Origin of the sequence: Luteibacter sp. 329MFSha, assembly GCF_900111665.1 — a bacterium.
GTDB lineage: Bacteria > Pseudomonadota > Gammaproteobacteria > Xanthomonadales > Rhodanobacteraceae > Luteibacter.
Genome location: NZ_FOJE01000001.1, coordinates 2,271,784 through 2,292,333, shown reverse-complemented (window position 1 = coordinate 2,292,333; position 20,550 = coordinate 2,271,784). Strand labels below are relative to the sequence as shown.

At 68.2% G+C, this 20,550-nt stretch carries 19 protein-coding genes; 10 read left to right on the top strand and 9 right to left on the bottom strand.

Features of this window, described 5'->3' with window-relative positions:
- Positions 1-136 precede the first annotated feature (136 nt).
- A complete protein-coding gene (locus BMW54_RS10360; protein WP_217642623.1) occupies positions 137-1,039 on the top strand; it encodes a phytanoyl-CoA dioxygenase family protein in 903 nt (300 codons plus the stop codon).
- A gap of 6 nt (positions 1,040-1,045) precedes the next feature.
- On the opposite strand, the gene BMW54_RS10355 is transcribed toward BMW54_RS10360, so the two are convergent.
- Positions 1,046-2,026: an alpha/beta hydrolase gene (locus BMW54_RS10355; protein ID WP_254779199.1), complete on the bottom strand. Its 981-nt coding sequence runs from the start codon at positions 2,024-2,026 to the stop codon at positions 1,046-1,048.
- Between BMW54_RS10355 and prmC the strand changes: the two genes are divergently transcribed.
- Positions 1,946-2,767: a peptide chain release factor N(5)-glutamine methyltransferase gene (gene prmC / locus BMW54_RS10350; RefSeq protein ID WP_090055151.1), complete on the top strand. Its 822-nt coding sequence runs from the start codon at positions 1,946-1,948 to the stop codon at positions 2,765-2,767. The two genes, BMW54_RS10355 and prmC, sit on opposite strands and share 81 nt — an antisense overlap.
- An 86-nt stretch (positions 2,768-2,853) precedes the next feature.
- Here prmC and BMW54_RS10345 read toward each other — a convergent pair whose 3' ends face one another.
- Entirely contained in the window at positions 2,854-3,240 is a 387-nt protein-coding gene (locus tag BMW54_RS10345) for a hypothetical protein (protein WP_139206080.1), read from the bottom strand.
- A 522-nt stretch (positions 3,241-3,762) separates the two neighbouring features.
- On the opposite strand from BMW54_RS10345, the gene BMW54_RS18515 reads away from it, so the two are divergent.
- Positions 3,763-4,050, top strand: a complete 288-nt coding sequence (locus BMW54_RS18515; RefSeq protein WP_139206079.1) for a hypothetical protein — start codon at positions 3,763-3,765, stop codon at positions 4,048-4,050.
- Positions 4,051-4,154: 104 nt separating this feature from the next.
- Here BMW54_RS18515 and dxs read toward each other — a convergent pair whose 3' ends face one another.
- Both dxs and BMW54_RS10335 read right to left on the bottom strand, forming a co-directional pair.
- Entirely contained in the window at positions 4,155-6,050 is a 1,896-nt protein-coding gene (gene dxs / locus BMW54_RS10340) for a 1-deoxy-D-xylulose-5-phosphate synthase (protein WP_090055148.1), read from the bottom strand.
- A 222-nt stretch (positions 6,051-6,272) separates the two neighbouring features.
- Positions 6,273-6,881: an HNH endonuclease gene (locus BMW54_RS10335; RefSeq protein WP_254779197.1), complete on the bottom strand. Its 609-nt coding sequence runs from the start codon at positions 6,879-6,881 to the stop codon at positions 6,273-6,275.
- Positions 6,882-7,147: 266 nt separating this feature from the next.
- Here BMW54_RS10335 and BMW54_RS10330 point away from each other — a divergent pair, with 266 nt between their 5' ends.
- Positions 7,148-7,906 (top strand): SapC family protein, encoded by a 759-nt coding sequence (locus tag BMW54_RS10330; RefSeq protein ID WP_090055147.1) that lies wholly within the window; start codon positions 7,148-7,150, stop codon positions 7,904-7,906.
- 72 nt (positions 7,907-7,978) lie between these two features.
- Here the strand turns inward: BMW54_RS10330 and BMW54_RS10325 are convergent, their stop codons facing one another.
- The 3 genes from BMW54_RS10325 to BMW54_RS10315 all read right to left on the bottom strand — a co-directional run bounded on the left by BMW54_RS10325 (position 7,979) and on the right by BMW54_RS10315 (position 10,868).
- Complete coding sequence (locus BMW54_RS10325) at positions 7,979-8,455, bottom strand: GNAT family N-acetyltransferase (RefSeq protein ID WP_090055145.1); 477 nt, start codon at positions 8,453-8,455, stop codon at positions 7,979-7,981.
- Between the two features lie 107 nt (positions 8,456-8,562).
- Positions 8,563-10,335: an acyl-CoA dehydrogenase C-terminal domain-containing protein gene (locus BMW54_RS10320; protein ID WP_090055144.1), complete on the bottom strand. Its 1,773-nt coding sequence runs from the start codon at positions 10,333-10,335 to the stop codon at positions 8,563-8,565.
- Between the two features lie 32 nt (positions 10,336-10,367).
- Complete coding sequence (locus tag BMW54_RS10315) at positions 10,368-10,868, bottom strand: hypothetical protein (protein WP_090055142.1); 501 nt, start codon at positions 10,866-10,868, stop codon at positions 10,368-10,370.
- Positions 10,869-11,014: 146 nt separating this feature from the next.
- On the opposite strand from BMW54_RS10315, the gene BMW54_RS10310 reads away from it, so the two are divergent.
- The gene (locus tag BMW54_RS10310; protein ID WP_090055141.1) at positions 11,015-11,494 is read left to right on the top strand and encodes an SET domain-containing protein; all 480 of its coding nucleotides are present in this window, start codon (positions 11,015-11,017) and stop codon (positions 11,492-11,494) included.
- A gap of 102 nt (positions 11,495-11,596) precedes the next feature.
- Positions 11,597-12,142 (top strand): type 1 glutamine amidotransferase domain-containing protein, encoded by a 546-nt coding sequence (locus BMW54_RS10305; protein ID WP_090055139.1) that lies wholly within the window; start codon positions 11,597-11,599, stop codon positions 12,140-12,142.
- Between the two features lie 430 nt (positions 12,143-12,572).
- Here BMW54_RS10305 and fusA read toward each other — a convergent pair whose 3' ends face one another.
- Positions 12,573-14,612 (bottom strand): elongation factor G, encoded by a 2,040-nt coding sequence (fusA, locus tag BMW54_RS10300; protein ID WP_090055138.1) that lies wholly within the window; start codon positions 14,610-14,612, stop codon positions 12,573-12,575.
- 304 nt (positions 14,613-14,916) lie between these two features.
- On the opposite strand from fusA, the gene BMW54_RS10295 reads away from it, so the two are divergent.
- Together BMW54_RS10295 and BMW54_RS10290 are read left to right on the top strand one after the other, a co-directional pair.
- Positions 14,917-15,930, top strand: a complete 1,014-nt coding sequence (locus tag BMW54_RS10295) for a hypothetical protein (protein ID WP_090055136.1) — start codon at positions 14,917-14,919, stop codon at positions 15,928-15,930.
- A gap of 48 nt (positions 15,931-15,978) precedes the next feature.
- Positions 15,979-17,967 carry a hypothetical protein gene (locus BMW54_RS10290; RefSeq protein ID WP_090055135.1) on the top strand — a complete coding sequence of 663 codons (1,989 nt, stop codon included), beginning with the start codon at positions 15,979-15,981 and terminating at the stop codon, positions 17,965-17,967.
- Here the strand turns inward: BMW54_RS10290 and BMW54_RS10285 are convergent.
- Positions 17,960-18,451 (bottom strand): RDD family protein, encoded by a 492-nt coding sequence (locus tag BMW54_RS10285; protein ID WP_090055133.1) that lies wholly within the window; start codon positions 18,449-18,451, stop codon positions 17,960-17,962. The two genes, BMW54_RS10290 and BMW54_RS10285, sit on opposite strands and share 8 nt — an antisense overlap.
- A 175-nt stretch (positions 18,452-18,626) precedes the next feature.
- Here BMW54_RS10285 and xerD point away from each other — a divergent pair, with 175 nt between their 5' ends.
- Both xerD and BMW54_RS10275 read left to right on the top strand, forming a co-directional pair.
- The gene (gene xerD / locus BMW54_RS10280; RefSeq protein ID WP_090055131.1) at positions 18,627-19,547 is read left to right on the top strand and encodes a site-specific tyrosine recombinase XerD; all 921 of its coding nucleotides are present in this window, start codon (positions 18,627-18,629) and stop codon (positions 19,545-19,547) included.
- Positions 19,548-19,643: 96 nt separating this feature from the next.
- On the top strand, positions 19,644-20,399 hold the full coding sequence (locus tag BMW54_RS10275; protein WP_343124113.1) for a DsbC family protein: 756 nt from the start codon (positions 19,644-19,646) through the stop codon (positions 20,397-20,399).
- The last annotated feature ends 151 nt before the right edge of the window (positions 20,400-20,550 follow it).

The following is a 20,550-nucleotide window of genomic DNA, read 5'->3' as shown; positions in this document are numbered from 1 at the left end:
CTCCCATCCGTCGATGGCCCGACTCTACGTATGTTGCAGCGCAGTTTGCAAGCGCTTGCAAATCGGCCTAGCGTAGATGCCGAACGTGCCAGCCATCGCCCTTCGACACGCCGCAGCCACGCGGCAGGAGCCCGCCATGAACGCCACCGCCCAGACCATGCGCTCGCCGTCGCATCCCATCCCCGTCTACACGGAGGACAACCTCGACACCGACGCGATCGTCCACGAGTTGCTCCGGGGCCTCGGCGCGGTCACGTTGCGCGGCCTGTTCACCCCGGCCGAAATCGCCGAGGCGCGCGACATCGTGATGCGTGAATCGAACCGGGACGAGAAAGGCGGCAAGGTCACGCATTTCCAGGGCGACGCGGAGCGCGCCGGACGCATCAACCTGCAGCGCCGCGTCTGGAACCTGCTGGCCAAGGGCGAGATCTTCTCCCGCATGGCCGCCCATCCCGCCATCATGAAAGTCATGCGCGCCTTCATCGGCAGCGAATTCATCATGGGATCGATCGCGGCGAACCGCATCCTTCCGGGCGGTCCGGGCCAGGAACCGCATATCGATTATCCGTACTGGGACTTCCATTCGCCGCAGACGCATCCGGCGCTGATCAACTCCAGTTTCGCCCTGAACGCGCAGGCGACCATCATGCTCGACCCCTTCACCGAGGAAACGGGCGCCACCGCGTTCGTCCCCGGTAGCCAGCGCGAGCTGCATTACCCCGACGAAAGCGATCGTTTCTTCGAGCGCTGCGAGCGCATGCTCGGCGAGCCGGGCGACACGGTCCTGTTCTTCGGTGCGGTGTGGCATTGCGCGATGCCGAACCGCAGCAGCATCGATCGCTCGGCGATCATCACGCAGTACCTGCCGAAGTTCGTCAAACCGATGGAAGACCTGCCCGCCGCGCTGCCCGAGGCGTTCGTGAAGAACGCGAGTCCGGACATCCGCCAGCTGCTGGGGCTGAACTATCCGTATCCCGAAGTCCTCGACGCGGCGCGTGGCGGCAACGCGGAGGGGCGCGACGTCATGAAGCAGCGCTGATCGAAACTACGGCCGCGGCGGCTTCGTCCTGCTTCGGATGAAGGTCACGACGTCCCGCATCACCGGCGCCTCCTCGTGCAATGGCCCCAGGGCGAACAGCAGCCTCTCGTGGCCCAGCTTCGGGTAGAGCTTCAGCTCGACCGGCTCACCCATCTGACGGTAGCGGCCCTCCATGGCGATGGCTTCGGAAGGAAACACGATGGTGTCGGCTTCACCCTGCAGGAGCAGGGCGGGCGGTTCGTCGCCATCGACGAAGTTGATCGGTTGCGATCGCGCCTGTTCCTGGGGCGTGGAGCCGAACATGTCGATGAAGTCGGGGTCGTCCAGGGGCAGGAAATCGTATGCGCCCGCGACGCCGATCCAGCCCGCCAGGTCACGGGGCCTCATGCCCACCCCGGCAAGCCACTGTTTGTCGGTCGCGAGCATCGCCGCGATGTGGCCGCCGGCCGAATGCCCCATCACGAACAGGTGTGCGGGATCGCCGCCGTAGTCCGCGGCGTGGTCGCGCGCCCAGCGCACGGCTTCGGCGCCGTCGTGCAGGAAGCCGTCCATGCGCGTCTTCGGCCAGAGACGATAATCGGCGACGACCGCGACGATCCCCTGCGTCGCCAGCGCCTGGCCGAGCCAGCGATACCATTCGCGCTTGCCGTGCATCCAGCTGCCGCCGAAGAAGTAGACCACCACCGGTGCGTGGTCGGCATGCTCAGGGGCGTATACGTCGAGTTTCACGTCATGCGCGGCATCGTAGACGTTGTCGCGATGGGCCACGACGCCGGTCGAGGGCTGCCGCGCGTTTACGGCCGCGAAGAATGTCGCCTGGCAGCCGCCGAGGGCGAGGAGGGTGGCGAGCAGGAGAGGAAGGCGCATCGGCGCATTGTAGGAGCGGCCAGCGGATAGAATCCGTGCATGACCGATATTCGTACGATCCTGCGCGAGGCCGCCGAGATGCTCGGCGAACGCCTCGAGGCCGAACTCCTCCTCGCGCACGCACTGGGCGTCGATCGTGCGTGGTTCTTCGCTCACGCGGACGATACGGCGGATGCGGAGGGCATGGCGCGGTTCGACGCGCTCGTGCGTCGACGCGCGGCAGGGGAGCCCATCGCCTATATCACCGGCCGTCGCGATTTCTGGTCGCTGTCCCTCGAAGTCACGCCGGCGACGCTCATCCCGCGGCCGGAAACGGAGTTGCTGGTCGAGCTGGCGGTCGCGCGCCTGCCGCAGGGTGGCCGGGTCGTGGACCTCGGCACCGGTAGCGGCGCCATCGCGTTGGCCATCGCGAAGGAACGTCCCGATGCCGACGTCACGGCCGTGGACGCGAGCGAAGCGGCGCTCGCGGTCGCGTCACGCAACGCCGTCGCCCTCGGGCTCCAGCATGTGACCTTCGCTCACGGCGACTGGCTCGCGCCGCTCGAAGGGCGGCGCTTCGACCTGATCGTCAGCAACCCGCCATACATCGAATCCGACGACCCGCACCTCGCGCAGGGCGACCTGCGTTTCGAGCCGGCCACGGCGCTCGCCTCGGGCGCCGATGGGCTCGACGACATTCGTCGCATCGCCGCCGCCGCGGGCGCGCATCTGGAGCCGGGCGGCTGGCTGCTCCTCGAGCACGGATGGCAGCAGGGCGAAGCGGTGCGCGTCGTGCTCGTCGGGATGGGGTTCGCCGACGTGTTCACCGCCACCGATCTCGAAGATCGCGACCGGGTCAGCGGCGGTCGATTCGGGAACTAGTTTGCTCAGGCCGTCAGTCAGTACCCGCCGTCGCGATTACCGGTCGAAAACATAGCACTGACTTCACTGGCAGCGCTTCTGCCAACTCAGCGGCGGGTGGGATCGACGAACTCCTGGAGCTTCTGACCCCACGGACTCTCCGCAGGACAGATCATCGTCCCGCGCGAGGATTTGAGGCAGGCGCGAAGCCCAGCGACGATCTGAGCGACTTCCTTTCTCTGAGCATCGGAATAGGTCGCGAAGACATGCAGTCGCATCCGTTTGTCATCGCGCGGCACGATGACGATGTCCAGCCGGGTCTTGCCATCGCGTTTATCCAGGAACACCTGAGCGTCAGCCTCTTTCGATGTGAGCTCGAGCGCGACTTTCGCCTCGGGTAGTCGAGGCGCATCTCCCAGATATGCCGACAGGATCAACTCGCCAGCACTTCTGAAGCTGTAAATTCCGTAGTCGGCAGGAACCTCGTAGGTCACGGACATGCTTTCTGGAAGTCGAACACATCCGAGGGTCATGTAGACATCACACGGGTAACGCCACCGAGTCATTTGTCCGAGTACAGGGTGAGCGATTCCGAGCGAAACTGCGCACGCAGCGATAGCGGATAGAAGAAGCGGTCTTTTCATTTTTCCACACGCTGAACATTGTGATGGCTGTTGATGATTGTTTCGACAGTCGCAGAGTCGACAATGCCCGGCACTCTGTTCATGATGCCATCCTCGAATTCATCGTTCATCGCTGCGGGCGGTACTCTGATGCCGAATGCTCTTCGTCCGAGCGGGGTATGGCATGCTGGGCTGCTTCGCGCTCTTGATCTGCTAGTCGATCGCGATGTTCGCGTGTTCGGTGTCGAAGGTTTCCACCTTTCGGGAGCGCGACTGATCAAAGCCGCGATCGGTCGAGAGCTCGACAGGCATCTCGTCTACGATCTTGTAACAACGGTGGGCGAATAACCGTCTCGATGCGTATCACTGTCCGAAGCCAAGCATTCCTCCGCCATGACGCATCGATATATCGAGATACTGCATTCCCGGCTCTGCGACGCAGCCGCGGTTTACATCCAGCCGGGCGCCGATCGTGAGGCCTATCTGGACGGTTTGGCAGCCACGATTCGAGAGCATTCGTGCGAGCCGTTTCAGGTCAGCGCGGAGGTCACCGCACCGGGTTCCCCGACGCGGATATCGGAACGATTCAGTCCGGTTGGTGTGTCGCTCACGACGCCGGTTATTGGCTCGTCTATCAGCCCGAAAGGGATCGCTACTGTTGTTTTTGGGGGACGGACGTAACGGCGCTGGGCGCACCGGGCATCTATGGCGAGCCGTTGTATTGCTGGTCGGCGTGATCCGTTGGGCTCCCACCCGAAGGTAGGGTGGGAGCGGCGTGCTGAGGCTTAGCCCGCGCTGGCGACCGGCGAGGCGACGAACTGCGGGAAGCGGGCGCGGATGGCGCTGCGGATCTGGGGCAGGTCGAGGCCGGCCATCGTGAGCACTTCCTCGCGGCTGCCGTGCTCCAGGTACGCGTCGGGCAGGCCGAGGTGCTGGACGGGCAGCGTGATGCCGTGGGCGGCGAGGAGTTCGGCGACCGCCGCGCCGGCACCGCCGGCGACGGCGTTGTCTTCGATCGTGACGAAGGCCTCGTGCGTGCGTGCGAGTTCGAGGATCAGTTCCTCGTCGAGCGGCTTCACGAAACGCATGTTGATCAGCGTGGCGTCGACCTCCGCCGCGATGACGGCCGCCGGGGCGAGCATCGTGCCGAAGGAGAGGATCGCCAGGCCGTGGTGGCCGCGACGACGCACTTCCGCCTTACCGATGGGATACGTGTCGAGCGCGGTGGACAGCTTCGCGCCCGGGCCGGTACCGCGCGGGTAGCGCACGACGGCCGGGCCGTCGTAGTGGAAGCCCGTGCTGAGCATGGTGCGGCATTCGTTCTCGTCGGCCGGCGCCATGATCACCATGTTGGGCAGGCAACGCATGAACGAGAGATCGAAGCTACCGGCATGCGTGGCACCGTCCGGGCCGACGACGCCGGCGCGATCGACCGCGAAGACGACGTCGAGGTTCTGCAGGGCGACGTCGTGGATGGCCTGGTCGTACGCGCGTTGCAGGAACGACGAGTAGATCGCGACCACGGGCTTCGCGCCCTCGACCGCCATGCCCGCGGCGAGCGTCACGGCGTGCTGTTCCGCGATGGCGACGTCGAAATACCGCTGCGGGTATTCCTTCGAGAAGCGGACGAGGCCGGAGCCTTCGCGCATCGCCGGCGTGATGCCGAGCAGGCGTTCGTCGGCGGCCGCCATGTCGCAGAGCCAGTCGCTGAAGATGTCGGTGTACGTCGGCTTGGCCGGCGCGGTCTTCTTCACCAGACCGGCCACGGGGTCGAACGGACCGACGGCGTGGTATTCGATCTGCGCCTTTTCGGCAGGTTCGTAGCCCTTGCCCTTCGTGGTCATCACGTGGAGCAGCTGCGGGCCGGGAAGCGCCTTCACCGTCTCCAGCGCGTTCACCAGCTGGGCCATGTTGTGGCCGTCGATCGGGCCGGTGTAGTGGAAGCCCAGTTCCTCGAACAGCGTGGACGGCACGAACATGCCCTTGGCGTGTTCCTCCCAGCGCTTGAAGAAGCGGCCGAAGAAGGACTCGCGCGGCATCGCCTTCTTGGCGCGTTCGCGCCAGGCGTTGAGCGTGCGGCTGGACATCGCGCGCGCCATCATCTTGGTCATCGCGCCGACGTTTTCGCTGATCGACATCCCGTTGTCGTTGAGGATCACGAGCATGTTCGGCTCGACGTCGCCGCCGTGGTTCAGCGCCTCGAACGCCATGCCCGCGGTCATCGCGCCGTCGCCGATCACGGCCACGACCTTGCGCGGGTCGCCGCGACGCTGCAGCGCGATGGCCATGCCGAGCGCGGCGGAAATCGAGGTCGACGAGTGACCGACGCCGAAGGTGTCGTACTCGCTTTCCTCGCGACGCGGGAACGGCGCGAGGCCGTCCTTCTTCTTGATCGTGGTGATGCGGTCGCGGCGGCCCGTCAGGATCTTGTGCGGGTAGCACTGGTGACCGACGTCCCAGACCAGGCGATCGCGCGGCGTCTCGAAGACGTGGTGCAGGGCGACGGTCAGCTCGACGACGCCCAGGCCCGCGCCGAAATGCCCGCCCGACGACGCCACCGCCTCGATCAGGTACCGGCGCAGTTCATCGGCGATGGCCGGCAGTTCGTCCGTCGGGAAACGGCGGAGGTCCTCCGGCGAGTCGATCTGCGCCAGATAAGGGTAGCGGGAGAGGTCGTTCATCCGCCTATTGTTCGCCTAGCGGGGTGGCGGGGCAAGGGACGGGGCGTGAACGGGGGGGGATGCAATGGAGGAGGGGGATGGGAAGTGGGGGCGCAGTTCCGGCGGACGCTCGAGGGGGCCGGCTGCGTTAGGGAGGCCGTATCGCCCGCCGGGCGCCTCCGGCCCCCTCGAGCGCTCGTCGGATGGCGCCCCCATTTCCCATCCCCCAACTCCCGGAAGCCCTCAACCCGGCCGCCGGTCCCGCGGCAGGTGGCTGACCAGGAACTCCATCTGGTCCGCGAGGATGTTGCGGTTGGAGAGGATCAGGTGCTCGACCCAGCTGGGGCGGTAGGGCACGGCCAGCAGGGGCATGTTCGCTTGCTGCGGGGTGCGGTTGCTCTTGCGCAGGTTGCAGGCCAGGCAGGCGCTGACCACGTTTTCCCACTCGTCGGCGCCCCGCTTGGACAGGGGGACGACGTGGTCGCGGGTCAGTTCGTGGCGCGTGTACTGGTGCCCGCAGTAGAGGCAGATGTGCCGGTCGCGGGCGAAGAGCGCGGTGTTGGTCAGGGCGGGTGCGGGGTCGATCGCGTGCTCGCGGCAGTGCCCCGTGCTGGCGACGATCGGGTGGAGATCGAGGCTGCTGCGCAGGCCGTTGGCCCGGCTGATGCCGCCGCGCACCGTCACGCAGGGGTCGCCCAGGGTCCAGGCCACGACGCCGCGGACATACAGGCAAACGGCGTCCTGCCAGCTGATCCAGTCCAGGATCCGACCCGCCGCGTCCAGGGAAAGCACCCGCGTCGCGTGGAGCGCGGTCACCCTGGGCAGGTCTTCGTGGAGCACTTCCATCGTCATCGGGTCTCGTCCTTCACATATGCGAAAGAGCGTTCCAGCAAGCCGAACTCCGTGCGGACCGGTCGTCCGGTCCAGGCCACAAGGGCCCCTTTGGCCCGAGCATAGCCCATATCCATGACGGAAAAGAATCTCGCAGGTACGCTTCTTGCGGGGCTTTTCCTGTCACCGGCCGCTGCTATAGTGGGGATTCGCATTCGAAGCCCGGCGGGTTTGGAAGGGGGGCCGGGGTGGCTTCCCAGGTCCGGCGGGTCCATGAGGGTTACACAGTGGCAGAAGTGCTTTTCTACGAGCGTCCGGTTCCCCTGAACCGCACCGCCCACCGCGACCTGCGCCTTAAGGCCGTGAACAACATCCGTTTCGCCGCCGCCGCGCACTCCGTGCCGCTGACCGGCGTCGAATTCGCGCCGGCCGCGCGCGACTTCCCGATCCTCTTCGCGGGCAACTCGATCGAAGAGGCCGGCCCGATGGCCCTGCTCGGTCTTCGCCAGGGCGAGAACCTGCTCGTCGGCGACAACGGTTTCTGGGAGACGGGCGTCTACATCCCGGCCTTCGTGCGCCGCTATCCGTTCGTGCTGGCCGAGAAGCCGGCCGGCTCCGAGGGCGACGATTTCACCGTTTTCCTCGACGAGGCCTATGAAGGCTTCAGCAACGAGGAAGGCGAGCGCCTGTTCAACGAGGACGGCACCGATGCGCCGGCCCTGACCAACGCCGTGAACTTCCTCGGCGAGTTCCAGGACCACGTGTCCCGCACGCAGTGGTTCATGGGCAAGCTGCGCGAGCACGACCTGCTCGAGCCGCGCACGGTCACGCTGCAGAAGGAAGGCAAGGGCATCAACCTCAACGGCCTCTTCGTGATCAACGAAGAGAAGCTGCGCGCCCTCGACGAGAAGACCGCCCACGAGTTCCTGCGCGAAGGCGCGTTCGGCTGGATCTACGCGCACCTCGTGTCGCTGGCCAACATCGACCGCATGGCCGCCCGCCTCGACGAGCGCGAGCGCAAGGAAGAGACGACGGTCAAGTCGTAACTTCCGCCGATCCGCCGGAAACGAAAAGGCCGCGAGCGATCGCGGCCTTTTTCGTTGGAGCGACGCCGGTGCTCAGCGCACCGGCTTGGCCATGCGCATCAGGTCGGTGTCGAACCCGTAATTGCGGTACAGGCGCTGCGCGTTCTCGTTGCCCGGCAACACCGCGAGGGTGACGAACTGGCAGCGATGTTCCTTCGCCCAGCTGTACGCATGGTCGAGCAGCACCTTGCCGACGCCCGCGCCCTCGAAGGCCTCCGCCACCGCGATGTCGGAGATGTGGCAGTTGTCGCGATGGGTGAAGAAATCCTTGGTCTTCTGGATGTGCACGAAGCCGACGGCGTCGCCGTCTTCGTTCTCCGCCACGAAGATGTAGCTGTTCGAGGGTTGCTCGTCGAGGTGTTTGACCAGATCGGCCTCGATGCCCTTGAGGCAGTCGGTCCGCGTTCGTCCGTTCGGCAGCGGAAAGTTGATGAAACGAGGGACGAGGCCAAGGATGAAGTCGTCATCGTCGCTTTCGGCGAGACGGATCAGGAACGTCGAGTCGCTCATCGGGTCGGGCACCGTCTCGGTGGGAAGTCGGGGCGAAACCTTTTTCTACACCCTCGGGGTTTCCGGCGGAAGCCCCGAGGACGATTCTCTGCATCGATGCGACGTGCTCAGAGCACCTCGGGCAGGGTCGCGACGCCGGCATCGATCGCCGCCTTGTGCATATGGATGCGGGGCAGGATGCGGGTGAAGTAGAACGTGGCGGTGTCACGCTTGGCCTGGCGGCGCTCGGTGGCGAGGCTGCCACCCTCGGCGGCGAGGACGCTGCGGGCCCAGAAATAGGCCAGCGTCACGTAGCCGGAGAAGTGCAGGTAATCGACCGCGGCGGCGCCCAGTTCCTCCGGGTTGCCCTGCGCCGTCTGCGCGATCGCCTGCGTGAGGTCGCCCCACGTCTTCGCCGCGACGGCCAGCGGGCCGATGAAGGCGCGGACGCTGTCGTTGGCCTGGTTCGCCTGGCAGAACGCCGAGATCTCGCCGAGGAAATGCTTCAGGCCGGCGCCCTGCAGCTGCATGATCTTGCGGCCGAGCAGGTCGAGCGCCTGGATCTGCGTGGTGCCCTCGTAGAGGGTAATGATGCGGGCGTCGCGCACGTACTGCTCCATGCCGTGCTCGGCGATGTAGCCGTGGCCGCCAAAGATCTGCAGCGCTTCCTTGGTGCACTCCTGCGCGGCTTCGGTGAGCAGGCCCTTGGCGATCGGGATGAGGAACGAGAGCAGCTCGTCCGCCGTCCTGCGCGCGCCGGCGTCCGGGTGACGCGCCGCGATGTCGCTCTGCAGGCCGGCGTACACGGCGAGCACCCGGCCGCCCTCGACGAACGCGCGCTGCGTGAGCAGCATGCGGCGGACGTCCGGATGCACGGTGATCGGGTCGGCCGGCTTGTCCGGCGACTTCGCGCCCGAGAGCGCGCGCATCTGCAGGCGCTCGCGGGCGTAGGCGAGGCTGCGCTGGAACGCCCGCTCGGAAACGCCAAGGCCCTGCACGCCGACGCCGAGGCGCGCGGCGTTCATCATGGTGAACATGGCCATCAGGCCCTTGTGCGGCGGCCCGATCAGCCAGCCCTGCGCGTCGTCGAAGTTCATGACGCAGGTGGCCGAGCCCTTGATGCCCATCTTGTGCTCGATGGCGCCGGCGGCGAGCGAGTTGCGCTCGCCCGCGTTGCCGTCGCGGTCCACGCGGAACTTCGGCACCACCAGCATGGAGATGCCGCGGCTGCCGGCCGGTGCGTCGGGCAGGCGTGCGAGCACGAGATGCACGATGTTGTCGGCGAAGTCGTGCTCGCCGGCGGAGATGAAGATCTTGGTGCCGGTGACGCGGTAGCTGCCGTCGTCGTTGGGTTCCGCGCGCGTCTTCAGCAGGCCCAGATCGGAGCCGGCCTGCGGCTCGGTGAGGCACATGGTGCCCGTCCACTGGCCGTCCACGAGGCGCTTGAGGAAGACCTGCTTCTGCCAATCGTCGCCGTGGTGCTCGATCGCGTCGATGGCCCCATGCGACAGCAGCGGATAGATGCCCCAGGCGAGGTTGGCGGAGTCGATCATCTCCTTCGCGAGCACGCCGACCGTGGCCGGCAGGCCCTGGCCGCCCGATGCTTCGCTGGCCGTGAGTCCCGTCCAGCCGCCGTCGGCATACTGGCGATAGGCCTCCCGGAAGCCCTTCGGCGTGGTCACCGAGGCGGTCGCCTTGTCGTAGTGGCAGCCCTCGGCGTCACCGGACGCGTTGAGGGGGGACAGTACCTGCTCGGTGAAACGCGCGGCTTCCTCGATCACGGCATCGATCAACTCGCGGTTGTGCGCTTCGCCGCCATCGAGGCCGGTCAGCACGGCTTCGGCGCCGAGTACGTCGTAGAGCGCGAAGCGCATGTCGTCGAGCGGGGCTTTGTACGTCATGGAATGTCCTGGGCTGGCGCGGATGTGGCGGATCAGGGCGAGCGGTAGGTGTCGGGAATGCCGGGCACCGGCGAGAGCCAGTTCTTGCCCTGCACGGGGAAGGACCGCGATTCCTTCTCTTTCTCCGGCGTGGCGCTGATGCGGCCGTCGATGGCGTAGGGCAGGGCGCCGGAGCTGCCCTTGGCGGCGAGTTCCGCCAGCGCCTTCGACATCTCGGGCGTGGGCAGCAGGTCGATGGTCGCGACGTCAGCCGCGAACGACGGGATGTCCTGGTCGACCCGGGCGTCGAGCAGCACGCCGCCCAGATCGCCGACGCGCAGCGTGCCCTGGAAGGTTTCGAACGACATGCCGCCGTAGCTGTTGTTGCGGATGCGCAGGGTCACGTGCCAGACGCCGCCCGGCTTCGCGGTGACTTCCTGCAGCGAGACGGCTGGCGGGAACACGCTTTTCTTCGGCGGGCCGCACGCGGCCAGCAGGGCGACGCCGGCGATCAGCGCGGCGCGGACGAGGGGGTGTCGGATGATCGGAGTCATTCCCTTAGGCTTCCGGCGTGGTCGAACGGTCGTTCGATGGTAGCGCCGGGCGGACCGCCAGTGCGAGGGACACGTTTGAAACGCGGTTCCCAAGCGGCGGCCGAGCAGGCATCATCGAAGATTGTCCCCTTCGATCACCGGAAACCATGTCCCGACGCATCGCCGCACGACGTTCGCCCATCCACGGAAATGGCGTGTTCGCCACCGCACCGATCAAGGCCGGCGAGGAGATCGTCGAGTACAAGGGCGATCGCATCACCCACGCACAGGCCGACAAGCGCTACGGCGACGGCGGCGAGACGGGGCACACCTTCCTGTTCACGCTCAACGAGAAGTACATCGTCGACGGCAACAGCAACGGCAACACCGCGCGCTGGATCAACCACGGGTGCGAGCCGAACTGCCAGGCGCTGATCGAGGAAGCCGTCGAAGGCAAGCCGTCGAAGCACGATCGCGTGATCATCGAGGCGATCCGCGACATCGCCCCGGGCGAGGAACTCACCTACGACTACGGCATCACGCTGGACATGCCGCACACCGCGCGCCTGAAGAAGATCTGGGCCTGCCTGTGCGGTTCGCCCAATTGCATCGGCACGATGCTGAAGCCGAAGAAGAAGGGCGCGTAAGGTTCGTTCACGTTTGCCCATGGTGTGCCGACGGCGATGCGACGCGACGGTCATCCGTCGGGGTCGATCCTGTGGGGACCTTTCCTCCCCACGGAGATCCCCATGGCAGACAAACGACTCGACGGGCGCCGCATCGCGGTGCTGGCTACCGATGGCTTCGAACAGGTCGAGCTGACCGAACCGAAGCGCCTGCTGGAAGAAGCGGGCGCGACGGTCGACGTGATCGCTCCGGGCGACGCCCAGCGCATCAAGGGTTGGGACGTGAAGGACTGGGGCGAGGACGTTCCGGTGGACGTCCAGCTCGACAAGGCCGACGCCGGCCGCTATGACGCCCTCGTGTTGCCGGGTGGCGTCATCAATCCCGACAACCTTCGTACCGACGAGAAGGCGCTCGCCTTCGTGAAGACCTTCGCGCAGGCGAACAAGCCGGTGGCGGCGATCTGCCATGGGCCTTGGACCCTGATCAATGCCGGGCTCGTCAAGGGCAAGAAGGTCACGTCGTGGCCGTCGCTGAAGCAGGACCTCACCAACGCGGGCGCGAACTGGGAAGACAGCCAGGTGGTCAAGGACGGCAACTTCATCACGAGCCGCAAGCCGGACGACATTCCGGCGTTCACTAACGCGCTGATCGACACGCTGGCGGCGTGATCGCGGCAAGGCCGGGCGGCTTGCGCCGCCCGGATCGCCGATACGATCGGCTCCCACCGTCACCCCAGTTCTCCTCCGCCCGTTTCCAGCCTTGCCTCATGCCGGTGGGAGCCGATCGTATCGGCGATTCCCGCGGCAGCGGGCCCGATCGCCTCAGTCATCCTTCCTCCGTTTCCAGCACGATTGCCTCATGCCGGTGGGAGCCGATCGTATCGGCGATTCCCCGCGGCAGCGGGCCCGATCGCCTCAGTCATCCTTCCTCCGTTTCCAGCACGATTGCCTCATGCCGGTGGGAGCCGATCGTATCGGCGATTCCCGCGGCAGCGGGCCCGATCGCCTCAGTCATCCTTCCTCCGTTTCCAGCACGATTGCCTCATGCCGGTGGGAGCCGATCGTATCGGCGATTCCCGCGGCAGCGGGCCCGATCGCCTCAGTCCTCCTCCACCTTCGGCTTCCACGCCTCGGCCAGCTTCTTCTGCACGCCGGGCGGCACCGTGTCGTAGTGACTGAACGCCATCGCGTAGCGCCCCTGTCCACCCGTCATGGCCTTCAGCTGCGTCGGGTAGTCGACCAGTTCCGCGAGCGGCACGCGCGCCTTGATCAGCGTCTCCCCGCCACGTAGCGAATCGGTGCCCATGATCTGCGCGCGTTTCGACGCCAGGCCGCCGGTGACGTCGCCGACGTGCTGATCGGCGATCGATACCTCCAGGTCGACGATGGGTTCGAGCACCTGCGGCCTCGCGCGCGAAACCGCGTCGAGGAACGCCTTCCTCCCCGCGCTGATGAAGGCCACCTCCTTGGAATCGACCGGATGGTGCTTGCCGTCGTAGACGACCACGCGAACGTCCTGGATCGGGTAGCCGGCGATCGCACCCGCGTCGAGCGCCTGCCGCACGCCTTTCTCGATCGCCGGCATGAACTGCCCGGGAATGACGCCGCCCTTGGTCTCGTCGTCGAAGACGAAGCCCGCGCCGCGCTCCAGCGGCTCCACACGCAGGAACACTTCGCCGAACTGGCCTGCACCGCCGGTCTGCTTCTTGTGCCGGTGATGACCCTCGGCGCCCGCGCCCACCGTCTCGCGGTACGCGATGCGTGGCGTATGCGTGACCACGTCCACGTCGTAACGCGCCTTCATGCGTTCGAGCATCAGCTTCAGGTGCAGGTCGGACAGTCCGCGCACCACGGTCTCGTTCAATTCCTTGTGGTGCTCGACGCGGAAGCAGGGATCCTCTTCCGCGAGCTTGCCCAGTGCCTGCGAGAGTTTCTGTTCCTGCCCCTTGTGCGCCGGCTCCACGGCGAGGCCGTACATCGGCGCCGGATACGCGGCGGGCTCGAGGTGGATGCGTCCTTCGTCGGCGGCATCGTGCAGCACGGCGTCGAAATGGATGTCCTCGATCTTCGCCACGGCGGCGATGTCGCCCGGAAGGGCCTCGTCCACCTCGACGTGTTCTCGTCCCTTCAGCCGGAACAGGTGCGCGACCTTGAACGGCTTGCGGCCGTCGTCGACGAGCAGCTGGGCATCCTTGCGTACCGTGCCCTGCCAGACGCGGAAGACGCCCAGCTTGCCGACGAAAGGATCGTTGACGATCTTGAAGACGTCGGCGACGACGTGGCCGCTTTCGTCGGCGGCGATCGGGAACGGCGCACCCGCGGCGTCGCGGAACGGCGGCGGGTTGGTTTCCTTCGGACAGGGCAGGATGCGCTCGACGAGTTCCAGCAGTTCGTCGACGCCGATGCCGTCGCGCGCGCCGGTGAACACGATGGGCACGAGATGCCCGTCGCGCAGGCAGTGTTCGAGCGCGTCGCGCACTTCCGCCGCGGAGAGCGCCGATTCGCCCGCGTCGAGGTAGTGCTCCATCACCTCGTCGTCGATCTCCACCACCTGGTCGATGATGCGCTGGTGCGCCTCGCCGGGCGACGAGAAATCCGTGTCGCCCGCGGTCTGGAAGAAGGCGTCGCGTACCGCGTGCCCCTTCGACGCGGGCAGGTTGAGCGGAAGGCATTCGCTGCCGAATTCGTCGCGCAGCGCGTCGACGAGTCCGGGAAGATCGACGCCCTCGGCATCGATGCGGTTGACGATGAGGATGCGCGCGAGCCCGCGTTCCTTCGCGTGCGCCATCATGCTGCGCGTGCCGTGCTCGATGCCGTTGGCGGCGTTCACCACGATGGCGACGGTGTCGGCGGCGGCGAGCGCGGCGAGCGCCGGTCCTCGGAAGTCCGCGTAGCCGGGCGTGTCGAGGAGATGGATGCGGTAGCCGTTGCGTTCGATCGAGGCGATGGAGGCGTCGATCGAATGACCGCGCGCCTTTTCCATGGGATCGGTGTCGGAGACGGTGCTGCCGCGCTCGACGCTGCCGACGGCGGTGAGCGCGCCTCCGGCATGGAGCATGGCTTCGAACAGGGTGGTCTTTCCGGCGCCGGCATGGCCGGCGAGAGCGAGACTGCGGATGCGTTCCGTGGATGGCGACACGATGCGACCCTCCTTCAGTGAAGGGGACGCGTGGCGATTGCGGCGTCATGATCGGCGTCGCCCTCTCGCACACCTCCCCGGCGTCGCGATGGCGGGCCGTCACGGTCGTCCGGTGGCCTGGACGGTCATGGCGGTGGTTCGGGCGGGTGCCCGCTCCAAGCCTTCTCCTTCCCGGCGCCGGAATCAAGTGGCGAGGGAATCTTCCGGCACGGGCGGTGTCCGAGGACCCGGGCTTACGCTGTGTTTAGCGGACCGCCGCTATCCTGTCCGACTTCCTCTCGACCGCAACGGGACACACGCACGCGTGCAATACCCCGGCAAGGCGCCACCGCCGTTCGTCGAACCCCACCGGCTGGAGCCGGGGGCGTCGACGCGCGCGCGCGGGCTGGTACCGCTCGACGGCCCGACCGTCGCCGCCCTGCACGCCATCGGCCACCGGCCGCCGCCGCGTCATCACGTGCGCAACGTCCTCGCGATGGCCGCGGCGATCGTGCTGCACGTGCTCATCGTGATGCTGGTGCGCTACGAGATGCAGCCACGCCCGCTGGTGGGGTACGCGCCCCCCGACGACCGCGACGACGTGCTCGAGGTGCGCTTCATCGAGCCGGCGAAACCGCCGCCGGCCGTCGCCGCCGCACCGCCACCGCCCCCGGTCAGCGAGCCGCCCCCGAAGGTCCGTTCGCCGGAGGCCACGCGTCCCGAGCCGCCGCGCCCGAAGAAGGAAGCCGAGACGGCCGACGCCCCGCCGCCGGAAGCGACGCCCGCGCCCCAGGCGCCGGCGGCTCCCGCCCTGTTCGGTCCGGACGGCACGGTCAGGATGCCGACCCAGGGGCCGGGAAGCCCGACGCAGGCCGACTTCGTCGCGCGCAAGCCGACCGGCGACAGCCAGATCATGTCGCACAAAACCACGGTGACCTACAAGGAATCGCGCTTCGAGAAAGACTGGGCGCCGAGCAACGAGAACCTGCTCAACGCGGGGCTGCGCCACGCGGTCGAGGCCACCACGGTCAAGAAGACGATCGACCTGGGCCACGGCACGCGCGTGAACTGCAAGACCGTGTTCTTCGTGCTGCCCGTCGGGTGCGGTGGCGAAGCGCCTTCGAAAGCCGCGAAGAAGGACGGCGACGTCCGGCTCAACATGGCGCCCGCGAATCCCCCGGTGAAGGATCTGCCGGACCAGCCGCCACCGCCGACGGAAGCGCAATGCATCGCCGCGTTCCGCGCGGAGAAGCCGCTGCCCCAGGGCTGCGCGTCGGACATCCCGCTCAAGGCGATGGACGAGGAGAACGCCGAACGGGAGCGCCGCGCGGGCAAGTGAAGGCGCGGCGATTGTGTGGCGGCGCCGCAGCATGGACACTAGCGCCCGATGCCCACGAACCTTCCGGACAGCGACCGCTCGATCGCCGCCAGCTCGCTGCCCATCTCGCCGCGCGAGGCGGCCATGCGCGCGCTCGTCTACCGTCGGCGTCTGCGCCAAAAGCCGCGTGAGAGCCTGCTGCGCATCGCCGGCTGGGTCGGCACGATCCTCGTCCACCTGATGTTCCTGTTCGGGATGATCCTCGGGCCGGCGTACGACCTGTTGCCCCCGCCGCCGGAACCCGAAGACACGGACGCGTTGCAGGTGCGCCTCATCGATAAGCCCCCGCCGCCGGCCCCGCCGGTCCGTGGCACGCCGTCGAAGGCGCCGGTCGCGAAAGCCCGCGCGAACAAGGCGCGCGCGACGGCGAGTCGCGCGTCGCGCGGTTCGCGCGCGGCGGCGGTCGCGTCCGCCGCGAAGCCGCTTCCCGCGATCGCGGTGCCCGCCGCCGAGCCGCCGCAGGTGAAGCCTGACGTGAAGCTGAGCGCCCCGCCGCCGAGCGTGGTGGCCGCCGTCGAGCGCCCGTTGTCGCAGCCGAAGGCGCCTCCGCCGCAGCCCGAACTCGAGAAAGTGCCGGTGCCGGCGCAGGCGCCGCCGGATCTCGCCGTCGACACGCCGAAGCCGCAGGTCGTCCCGCCGCGGTTCCAGCCCGAGCCGGTGCGCAAGGCGGAGGTGGAAGGCACGGCGCCGATGCCACCGCCCGCGTCGCTGGCGCTGCCCGAAACGCCGGCGGCGCAGATGGCGGTGACGCCCGCGCCACCCACCATCACCTCCGAGCGGACCGCGCCGGTGCCGACGACCGCCATGACGCTCGCGACGGTGCCGCGCCCGGAGGTCGAGGAGTCGTCGGCGCCGCCGACGCCCCAGGACACCCCGGTGCCGGACGTCGCCCCGGTGCCCACGGCGCCGAAGCCTGACCTCGCCGCCGACCAACGCCCCGTGCCCGAAAAGATCGCGGTCGAACCGATCCGCGCGCCGGCCGTGGACGCCACGGCCGAGCTCGAGGCCGTGCCGCTGCCGGACGCCACGTCGCGTCCGGTGGTCGCCGCGCCCGAGGCGAGCACGGATCGTCCCGTCATGCAGGCGCCGGCGGTGACGCCGGCGGACGTGCAGCGGCCGCTGGCCGGCGTCGACACGGCGCCGGGCGAACCCGGCCAGGCGCCCGGCGACATCGCCGCCGGACAGACCAGCGACGCGCAGGCGCAGGCCGAGCAGGGCAAGGCCGCCGATGCCTCCTCGACCGCGGCCCGGCAGGGCGAACCGGCGCCGGCCTCCGCCGCGGGCGACGCGGCCGCGAAGGCGTCGGGCTCGAACGCGCCGGGCGCGGCGGCCGACACCGGCAAGCCCGGCGCCGCGAAGGGCGTCGACGAAGGCGAGCGGCTCACCGGCGCCAACGGCACGTCGCAGCGCGACGACGGCGTGCCGGGAGGGCAGGGCGACAAGGCGGGGCAGGTAGGCGCGTACGTCGAACTGAAGCCCCGCGGCAAGCTCGAGCCGCAGTCCGGCAGCCGCGTGAAGATCCACTACGAGAAGACGCGCTTCGACGATGCGTGGACGCCGAAGGGCGAATCGTCCGTCGACACGGCGATCCGGCGTGGCGCCGAAGCGGCGACCGTGCGGCCGACCATCTCGCTGCCTCGCGGCATCCGCATCAACTGCGTCGCCGGTCCGGGCAACGCGGGTGGCGCCATGAAAGCCGTCTCGCTGTTCACCCTCGGCTGCGGCGGCGACCCGCCGCCCAAGCCCGCCAATCCGGACGAACTGGCGAAGAACCAGACGATGGCACCGGCGAAGCCGCTGGCGGAAAACCTGCCGCCGGCGAACAGCGCGACGGTCGCCGCCGCGCCGGTCGTGCTCGACAACACGGCGTTGTGCACCACGGCGCGGATCACCGGCGGTCCGCTCCCCGCGGGCTGCGAGCCGTCGATCAAGATCAACGTGCCGGTGGCGAAGCCCGGCTCCGACTCGTGGGTGCCCGCGAGCGATCAGTTCAAGTAGCGGTGCGGCGGATCTCGGTGCGCGCGACCATGTCGTGCAGCGCGCGACGGCGCGTGTCGAAGAAAGACGGCAGCAGCCAGAGCGCCCATGCCACCAGCGGCGCCCACAGCGCGATGCGCACCGAGGTCAGCGGATAGATCGCCAGCAGCGCGAGCGGTGCCGCGGCGACGACGAGGCGAAGCAGGCCTCGCCGCCAGGTCACGGCGCGTCCGTCCGCGTCGCTCACGCGGATCCGCCACGGTCGCATGCCGAGCGTCTGTCCGCCGCGCACCCACGACCACAGGAAGTAGCCGCCGATGGCGAGACCTTGCAGCGGGCGGTACCACCAGGCGACGATCTGTCCGTGCGCGTCGACCAGCCGGCCGCCGGTCGCGAACTGCGCCACGAGTCCCACGACCATCACGATGGCGACCACGAGCAACAGGTCGTAGACGATGGCGGCAAGGCGGCGCCAGGCCGGCGCGGGCGAAGGAGAAGTGCTCACGAAAGTCCGGCGACGGCAGTGGGACGAACGCGCATTATGCCCGCCGGTCCTGGTGGGAGCGGTCCTGGCCGCGACATCTTTTCGCGAGGAGCGGCAGGACCCTCGGCTCACGGCCCCAACGGCGTCGCGGCCAGGGCCGCTCCCACAACGACGCTTCGCGCCCTAACATCGCAGCATGCCTACGTCATCGTCTTCCTCCGATAACGCGTCGAGCGACGCCCGCCTGATCGAGCGCTTCATCGAGCGCGTCTGGGCCGAGGACGGCCTGGCCGATCGCACGCTCGAGGCCTACCGGCGCGACCTGCAGCAGCTCTCGCGCTGGCTGGAAACGCGGCAGCGCACGCTGGCGACGGCGGGTCGCGACGATCTTTCCGCTTACCACGGCAGCCAGCCGGTATCGGTGCGCAGCATGGCGCGGCGGCAGTCGGCGTTCCGGCGGTTCTATGCGCAACTCGCGCGCGACGAGGGGCATCGTGAGGACCCGACGCTGCTGATGCAGCGCCCGCGGATGCCGCGCGGGCTGCCGAAGGCGCTCGCGGAGCGCGAGATCGAGGCGCTGATCGTCGCGCCGGACATTTCTACGCCGCTCGGCCTGCGCGATCGCGCGATGCTCGAATTGATGTACTCGTCGGGGCTACGGGTTTCGGAACTGGTCGATCTGCCCCTGGCCGGCCTGAACACGCGCCAGGGCGTGCTGCGCGTGACGGGCAAGGGCGGCAAGGATCGCCTGGTGCCCGTCGGCGAGGAGGCGCTGGCGCACGTCGAGGCCTATCTGCGCGACGCCCGCCCCGGGCTGGCGCAGGGCCACGGGCAACCGGTCGCGCTGTTCCTCTCCCGACGCGGCGACGCGATGACGCGGCAGATGTTCTGGACGCTGGTGAAGCGCTACGCGGCGCAGGTGGGCATTCCGGCGAAGCGCGTCAGTCCGCACGTGCTGCGACATTCCTTCGCCACCCACCTGCTCAACCACGGCGCCGACCTGCGCGCCCTGCAGATGCTGCTCGGCCACAGCGCGCTGAGCACGACGCAGATCTACACGCTGGTGGCCAAAGAGGGGCTGAAGCGCCTTCACGCCCAGCACCACCCTCGCGGGTAGGCGGATGCCGCGCTGTGCCACAATCGGGGAACCGAACGGGCCGCTGGCGATCCAAGGCAGTCCCGTGTTCCCCCGGTGTTCGATGGAGTCGTACCGATGATGTTCAAGAAAATCCTGCCCGCGCTCATGGCCGGCGCCTTCGCCATGACGGCTTGCGCGGCCGACGACGACAAGGCCGTGCGCGACGCGGTGGAAGCGCTCGGGCCCGGCATCAAGGTGGACAGCATCGCCCCCGCGCCGATGCCCGGTTTCTACCAGGTGGTGGCGTCCGGCCGCATGGTCTACGTGAGCGCCGACGGGCGCTACATGCTCAACGGCAACCTCATCGACCTGAAGAGCCGCACCGACCTCAGCGCCGCGAGCTGGGCGACGACGCGCAAGGCGGAGCTCGCCAAGGTCCCGGCGTCGCAGCGCCTCGTGTACGCCCCGGCGAATCCCAAGCACACGGTCACCGTGTTTACCGATGTCGACTGCGGGTTCTGCCGCCAGCTGCACGCCCACATCGACGAATTCAACAAGCAGGGCATCGCCGTCGAATACGTGTTCTGGCCGCGCGAAGGGCTGAAGACCACGGCCGGCAACGACACTCCCTCCTATACCAAGGCCGTCTCGGTCTGGTGCAGCGCCGACCGCAAGAACGCGTTCAACGAGGCCATGAAGGGCGCGACCCCGAAGGCCGCCACCTGCGCCAACCCGGTCAAGGACGAGTTCGAGCTCGGCGAGCGCCTGGGCGTGAACGGCACCCCGACCATCGTGACCGAGAACGGCGACGTGGTCGGCGGCTACGTCACCCCGGCCCAGCTCCTGCAGTCCCTGAACGCCCCGGCCGGCACGGCCAAGCGCGGCGGCTGACCGCCGAATGCGGGGGCGCGCCCTGTGGGAGCGGCCCTGGCCGCGACATCTTTCGAGGCGGTGAGCCACAGGGCCCGTTGCCCTTCGCGAAGAGCTGTCGCGCGCAGGGCGCGCTCCCACGGGCCGCCGGCCTTCGACCAGCCTGCCCGAT

Bases quoted from the DNA above. Each gene is read 5' to 3' on its own strand.
- BMW54_RS10360 (WP_217642623.1), top strand. From the start codon at position 137: ATGAACGCCACCGCCCAGACCATGCGCTCGCCGTCGCATCCCATCCCC.
- prmC (WP_090055151.1), top strand. From the start codon at position 1,946: ATGACCGATATTCGTACGATCCTGCGCGAGGCCGCCGAGATGCTCGGC.
- BMW54_RS18515 (WP_139206079.1), top strand. From the start codon at position 3,763: ATGACGCATCGATATATCGAGATACTGCATTCCCGGCTCTGCGACGCA.
- dxs (WP_090055148.1), bottom strand. From the start codon at position 6,050: ATGAACGACCTCTCCCGCTACCCTTATCTGGCGCAGATCGACTCGCCG.
- BMW54_RS10335 (WP_254779197.1), bottom strand. From the start codon at position 6,881: ATGACGATGGAAGTGCTCCACGAAGACCTGCCCAGGGTGACCGCGCTC.
- BMW54_RS10325 (WP_090055145.1), bottom strand. From the start codon at position 8,455: ATGAGCGACTCGACGTTCCTGATCCGTCTCGCCGAAAGCGACGATGAC.
- BMW54_RS10320 (WP_090055144.1), bottom strand. From the start codon at position 10,335: ATGACGTACAAAGCCCCGCTCGACGACATGCGCTTCGCGCTCTACGAC.
- BMW54_RS10315 (WP_090055142.1), bottom strand. From the start codon at position 10,868: ATGACTCCGATCATCCGACACCCCCTCGTCCGCGCCGCGCTGATCGCC.
- BMW54_RS10310 (WP_090055141.1), top strand. From the start codon at position 11,015: ATGTCCCGACGCATCGCCGCACGACGTTCGCCCATCCACGGAAATGGC.
- BMW54_RS10305 (WP_090055139.1), top strand. From the start codon at position 11,597: ATGGCAGACAAACGACTCGACGGGCGCCGCATCGCGGTGCTGGCTACC.
- BMW54_RS10290 (WP_090055135.1), top strand. From the start codon at position 15,979: ATGCCCACGAACCTTCCGGACAGCGACCGCTCGATCGCCGCCAGCTCG.
- xerD (WP_090055131.1), top strand. From the start codon at position 18,627: ATGCCTACGTCATCGTCTTCCTCCGATAACGCGTCGAGCGACGCCCGC.
- BMW54_RS10275 (WP_343124113.1), top strand. From the start codon at position 19,644: ATGATGTTCAAGAAAATCCTGCCCGCGCTCATGGCCGGCGCCTTCGCC.